Here is a 4676-nt window from a genome sequence, read left to right on the forward strand (position 1 = left end):
TCAACAATCAGGCGCTTTAATGAAGTAACTAAAGCCTAATTTTTCACTTATAACACCGAGAAATTAGGCTTTTTATATTTTGATTTCCTTAACGTTGTAAATCCGCATTTTCCTGACGCTACCCCTATTAGAAGGTAATGGTTTACCTGTTAGTAGTTTTTCATAAGATCGCTGCTCCCAGAAAAGAAAGGTGTAACCGATTATAGCAGTTATTGTTAGAATAACAGCGAAAATAATGGATAATTGTCCAAGACTAATATTTCCTTCAGATATCAACTCGATGAGTTTATTAAGCATACTTCTTTCCTTTCTTCCATTTTTGTTTTTAATGATAAGTCTTCTGTAGTGGTAAGCAAAATAGGTATCGATAGTGCTCATTGTCTACAAATGCAACTTGTAAGAGATTGAGGCAATATTTTGCGCTACACAAGTTGGAGCTTTTCCATCTAAATCTGTAATAATTGGCTTATCTCGATATGCACCATTTAATCTTTTTTGAACATAATCAGGAGTATATACTTCTGCTCCAATATCAATAATATCTCTCATTCTCATTGGTTTTGCTTCTGGATAAGATAAATTATGGAAAGGCTTTTTAGTTCCTATAACTATTAATCTTTTACGTTCTTGAGGGAGCCACATATTTGCGTTAACAGGGCATTCTACTCTAACGTAATAATTGGGTAATCTAGTTAAGCACTCCATCACCACTTGAAATTTTCGCATACCAGGAACATTTTCAACTATATACACTTCTGGTTGTGCTAAAGCCACATGTCTAAAAAAATGTAAAAATAAATCATCGCCTGTTCTAGTTCCATGTATATCAGCAATCCGGCTATACTTCGTACAAGGGAAAGTTCCAATATAAACATCTGCATCTTGCTGATCGAGTACAGTTATTTTTGTGATATCGGTTTGGTTTATTCTGTGTTTAAAGTTTTTCCTTAAAGTCTCACAAGCAACTTTATCTATTTCAAAAGATTCCATAATTTCAATACCAGCGTCTAACATTCCTAAGTCCATTCCACCAGCACCACTAAAATAACTTTTTGCTGTTATCATCAAAATTTTGTTCTCCTTCCTACATTACTAAGCTATTTTTCTTATGGTTAATTTTCCATACTATAGCTATATCTATCTAAAACCTTGTAATTATCTCTTTTCAATTATTCTTTGTAGATTTTCACTTTTGTTATTAAGTCTAGTAAAATGAATTGCTATTCTACTTTTTTTCGAACTACTCTTCATAATCTTTATTAAATTATTTACTGCTTTTCCTCTCGCTTCATTAATAATAATGGAATCTTTCATATTCTTCATTTCCCTTTCCACAAAATAGTTATTTAATTTTCAATATCAAGGCATATTATAAGTACTATCTTTACAACACGATTTTCATTATAAAAGTTTTTCAAGTTCGTGTTGTTAAACCCTATTAAATTTAGTTATTCTACTTTTTGATTCATGTATAAACTTCTTAAATATTGTGTAATGACTATAAACCAAAAAGAAATGACTATAATTCCAACAACATTAGCGAGAAAAGGATATTGAATTAATCCTCCGACACCCCAATGGTATGAAAATAATATGACAATTATCCAAGGCAATACTTTTTTTATAATTGGAAAACGTTTATTCTTAATTAAAAATAAATTAATGATGACTAAACTCACTATTAATATATTTATTAAATTCACTTTATTTTCTCTCCTTCATATAACCTTTGTACTATTCAACTAATTGTATTAATATTTTATATCCTTCTATTGTTAGAAAGGTACTCACTTTAAAATTCACATCTTTTTGATTCGCTTCTCCAATCTTAAAATTTTTTTGTCATAATGGTTATCTAATGAACAGTTGTTTCGTACTATGCTATACGTTTTAATATGTTATTTGCTGATTTTTTTATTACTTCTATTATTTCTTTATCAGTTAGTTCGCTAAAAGCTTCTGCAACCTCGTTAGGAATACTCTCATAAACCCCTTCTAATTCAACTATAGCTGATAAAAAATCCATTCCATTGTTTAGAAACCAGTCGCATACAATTTTCTGATTCTTATTCATTGCAAAACCCCTTTCCTACCGTACAATAGTTATCAAACAATAGCCATTACTATATAATTTTCTTGCTGTGCATAATTAGTAATATAAGTAATTTCTCTTTTAACTACTTCCCCTGTATACTCTTGTGCTAAAGGGTTATATTCTTGTAAATAAAGAGTATCTCCAACTTTAAAATCTCTGTCATTTTTTCTGATTTCAAAACTTTTATTTCCATTTCGTACTTCTTCAAAATATTGCGGTTGTATTTTTAAAAAGTGTTCCATTTCCTCACTCCTTCGCAATAGTTACCAAGCGTTTATGCTGTACGTTCCATAGGTTTTACCTAATTTCTCAACGTGGTCACAATATCTATCTAACTTTTCTAATGAAATAAATCTCTTCTTTTTAACTGGCTTATCATTATGAAAAATAACTATGGTGTAAGGTTTGTTTAATTTTTCTTTCTTCACGATTAACTCTCCTTTAATGAATAATAGTTATCTACTTTGAAATCATTTTTTCCTTATATAATCTTTTGCTGTATGATTTGCAATTATAATATAAGATAAACACGTTTTTTGTTTGATTCAATTTTTGTTACTTCTACGATACTTATTCTTCTCTTCAAACTTTTTCAAGGCAACAAAAACTAATATATTCGTTAAAATCAGAAGTAACATTGAGAAAAATCCTATTAGCAACTTATCTTGTGAACTTGCATTGTATGTATATGCTACAAGCTGAATTACCATAAGGACAAAGAATAATAAGAAATTCAGAATAACCCCATCTTTAATTACTATTGATTTTTCTTTGCAGTAACTACATGTCTTATCAGCAATATTCTTCTCATTTAAACATTTCGGACATACTCTTAAATCTTTTTGCGACACTGAGAAAATCCCCTTCTTTCTACCCCATATAAATTATCTATTTTCTATTCCGTTTCTCTTCATATATGAATTAGCCATACCATTTAGAAAACATCAATAACATATATTCAATTCATATTCTTTGCTATTAGTTAAAGCAAGAAAATCAGATTCACACCTAAACATTCAAGACTTACTGTCTTAACCACTTCATTTTCCATTAACAACTCACTCCTTCACAATAGTTTCGAACTATTCATCAACTCTTTTTAGAAATTCAATAAAATCTTTTGAATTTCCAGACCCCATTTCAATTGTGTCAATCCAGCTATCGTGAACAGTATCATTTTCAAGACCTTGTTCATCAAGCTAACCCCTTACTATTTTTTCATGTTCTCTCGCTGTGTGAAACGCTTTTGCAGACTTTCTAATACTATCCTTTATTTCTTTTGGAACTTTCATATATAAACCCCTTTCTACAGCAGAATAGTTTCGAACTACGCATAAATATATTCAGGATTTTTGTTACTTTTATTCTCCACTTCACCGATTCTGATAACTGAAATATTTCCTTCCTTCCATTGGGGAACATTAGCAAAATAGAAGAGTTTGTTTTCTTTTTCGAATAACTCTGTTTTTATTCTTTCATAGTATTTATGCCCCCATTCTGGATAGTCGTATTTGAATATACCCTTATACTTGTATCCTGCTTGTTCCATCGCTTCTAATATTGTTGCTTTTGGTTCATCTAAAGTTATATCGATCAAAATTTCTTTCATTTTTCCCACTCCTTTTTAACGCACTTTAATTTTATATGGTTTGGAAGTACTTTAACTAGAATTCACTTATGAATTCTGCATTTTTAAACTCTGTATTTCTCCTTAAACATTCTTCTATCATGTCTAAATCGTCCATGTCTTGAGGTAACTGACCTCCAAAACTTTCTTCCCATACTTCTTTACTAAGCCAAACTTCTCTTTCTAGTGTTACTTTTATTGCCACTCTTTTCATACTTACTACCTCCCTTTAATGAATAATAGTTATCTATTCAAATTTAATTCTTTATAACCCTCAAACTTTAGTTATCTACTAATTTTCTATGTCCTGTTTTAAGTTGAATTTATCATCACTATCTTTATTTGTATTTTTATTATCAAGAAATTTAATGCGAAGACTATCAAAAAATCGGTATGAAATAAATGTTCATGTTTTTGTTTCACCCAATCCTTTAATACACTATCTAAATCCCAAGGTCCCAAATAATTCCCCACCTAATTTCACCTCTTTAAACCTAAATTATTAGATAGTCTGTTTAGTTAAGCTAAAAATATAAACATTTTCCATTCTTCGAATTCTTTTTCAAATTCTCAATAAACTTGATTCTATTCGGATCCTGCCATAAAAAATGTAAATCATTATTAATAATGTTTCCTAGCTTGTATTCATTTTTTAAAAAAGGACAAGGATAGACATCCCCCAAATGGTCTACTGTAATCCGAGAAATACCCGCACAACATGTCCATGTATCTTCATAAGTTTCACCATCATTAGTTTCAATAGCATCTTCCTCGTGATTAAAACTCTTATATGTAACATTTAAACCTTTTAAATTTTTGGATAAATACTGTAAACTGTCACTTTATATCCTCTCAAATACCGTTGGAATTTTCAAATTCCTTCAGAATTGTTTATATACTTCTCTGGAATAATGTGCTAAATTTTTTGCATATTAGAAGGGGGAGTTTTTTTAT

Annotated in this window: 10 protein-coding genes; all 10 read right to left on the reverse strand. The window is 29.8% G+C overall.

The annotated features are described in order from the left end of the window. Positions 1–381: 381 nt before the first annotated feature. The 10 genes from QQZ16_RS23115 to QQZ16_RS23365 all read right to left on the reverse strand — a co-directional run bounded on the left by QQZ16_RS23115 (position 382) and on the right by QQZ16_RS23365 (position 4483). On the reverse strand, positions 382–1065 hold the full coding sequence (locus tag QQZ16_RS23115; protein WP_226793783.1) for a DNA cytosine methyltransferase: 684 nt from the start codon (positions 1063–1065) through the stop codon (positions 382–384). 90 nt (positions 1066–1155) lie between these two features. Then, positions 1156–1323: a hypothetical protein gene (locus QQZ16_RS23120; RefSeq protein ID WP_156827845.1), complete on the reverse strand. Its 168-nt coding sequence runs from the start codon at positions 1321–1323 to the stop codon at positions 1156–1158. 125 nt (positions 1324–1448) lie between these two features. Next, complete coding sequence (locus tag QQZ16_RS23125) at positions 1449–1679, reverse strand: hypothetical protein (RefSeq protein ID WP_193224650.1); 231 nt, start codon at positions 1677–1679, stop codon at positions 1449–1451. A 197-nt stretch (positions 1680–1876) separates the two neighbouring features. Beyond that, entirely contained in the window at positions 1877–2074 is a 198-nt protein-coding gene (locus QQZ16_RS23130) for a hypothetical protein (protein WP_047944115.1), read from the reverse strand. Positions 2075–2106: 32 nt separating this feature from the next. Then, on the reverse strand, positions 2107–2337 hold the full coding sequence (locus tag QQZ16_RS23135; protein WP_016204189.1) for a DUF3850 domain-containing protein: 231 nt from the start codon (positions 2335–2337) through the stop codon (positions 2107–2109). A gap of 21 nt (positions 2338–2358) precedes the next feature. Further along, a complete protein-coding gene (locus tag QQZ16_RS23140) occupies positions 2359–2523 on the reverse strand; it encodes a hypothetical protein (RefSeq protein WP_161798411.1) in 165 nt (54 codons plus the stop codon). 117 nt (positions 2524–2640) lie between these two features. Then, positions 2641–2946 (reverse strand): hypothetical protein, encoded by a 306-nt coding sequence (locus QQZ16_RS23145; RefSeq protein WP_016204188.1) that lies wholly within the window; start codon positions 2944–2946, stop codon positions 2641–2643. 476 nt (positions 2947–3422) lie between these two features. Beyond that, positions 3423–3704: a hypothetical protein gene (locus QQZ16_RS23150; RefSeq protein WP_047944116.1), complete on the reverse strand. Its 282-nt coding sequence runs from the start codon at positions 3702–3704 to the stop codon at positions 3423–3425. A gap of 55 nt (positions 3705–3759) precedes the next feature. Continuing rightward, a complete protein-coding gene (locus QQZ16_RS23155) occupies positions 3760–3936 on the reverse strand; it encodes a hypothetical protein (protein WP_172866222.1) in 177 nt (58 codons plus the stop codon). Positions 3937–4246: 310 nt separating this feature from the next. Next, the gene (locus tag QQZ16_RS23365; RefSeq protein ID WP_446715486.1) at positions 4247–4483 is read right to left on the reverse strand and encodes an SPASM domain-containing protein; all 237 of its coding nucleotides are present in this window, start codon (positions 4481–4483) and stop codon (positions 4247–4249) included. Positions 4484–4676 lie beyond the last annotated feature (193 nt).

The organism is Bacillus sp. T2.9-1, from assembly GCF_950097965.1.
Lineage (GTDB): Bacteria > Bacillota > Bacilli > Bacillales > Cytobacillaceae > Niallia > Niallia hominis.